Annotated in this window: 1 protein-coding gene; it reads left to right on the top strand. The window is 66.3% G+C overall.

Translation table 11 applies throughout. The annotated features are described in order from the left end of the window. Window positions 1-797: 797 nt before the first annotated feature. The coding region (locus EPN29_14445) for a hypothetical protein (GenBank protein TAN29683.1) at window positions 798-1074 on the top strand (277 nt) is incomplete at its 3' end.

Here is a 1074-nt window from a genome sequence, read left to right as displayed (position 1 = left end):
TGGATTGCCGATATCGCGCTCATCGTCGTCACCGAGGCCCTAGCTGCCGGTGACCTGATCAAGGCCCGCTCTGCCGCCTTCGTGGCCAACCACGCCGACCCCGACGGCGAGAGCACCCGATTGTGCCTGGCCCACGTCGTGAAGGCTGAAGGCAACCAGCTCGAAGCCGACCGGATCCTGCGCGAAGAGGTCTGCAACCGCTCCGACGACGGCGACGCTCCCATGGAACTGTCGGAGCGTACGAGGACCATCATTCGTACACACGGCTGGCTCGCGAGCTGACTCGGGAAGGAAGCACCCAGCACATGACAACTTTCGACCAGGAGTTCCATCACTCCCTCACCGCCCGCTACGTCGCGTCCGACGGCGACCGCCCCGACGACCTCGACGCCCGCCGCGTCGCCCGGGCGGTGTTCGTTCGCGACACCGTCCGCACGCTCTACAACGCGGACAAGAAGTTTGGGATCGACCCCGCCGACAACGGCTTGCTGGCCGAGCTCGTAGACGCCGCCGAAGCACCTCGAGCACATCGCCAACGACGTCAGCCAGCGATCAGTCATGGCGCCGCCCACCACAGGAGGAGACACCCCATGAGGAAGCACCACTCAGCACTCGCGGGAGGCGCCTTCGCCCTGGCCCTGATCCTGACGGGCTGTGGCGGCGGCGACACCACGCCCGAGGTCCAGGAGACCCCCAGCCAGACAGCCAGCGACACACCCTCGCCCACGCCCACCACCACGCCGACTCCGAAGACGCCGGAGGAGAAGGCAGCGGCCCAACTGACCGAGTACCTCGAAGTGCGTGATACGGCGTACCGGAAGCGCGACATCAACTTCAAGACCCTCCACCCGGTGGCGACGGGGGACGAGTTTCTGCAGCTGCAGCACGTCGTCGCCAGAATGACGAACGAGAACGTCACGGTCATCGGTCAGTACGGGCACACGCTCGCGGACCCACGGAACCGCGGGGCGTCCATCCTGATCGTCGATTGCGAGGACCGCTCGAACGTGACATGGAAGAACGACGGGGCTGTCCGCCAGCCGGACTTCACCGATCCCGAAGGCAACCCGCTAC

The sequence above is a fragment of the bacterium genome (assembly GCA_004299235.1).
In the GTDB taxonomy this organism is placed as follows: Bacteria; Chloroflexota; Dormibacteria; order Dormibacterales; family Dormibacteraceae; genus SCQL01.
This window is presented reverse-complemented; position numbering and strand designations above follow the sequence as displayed.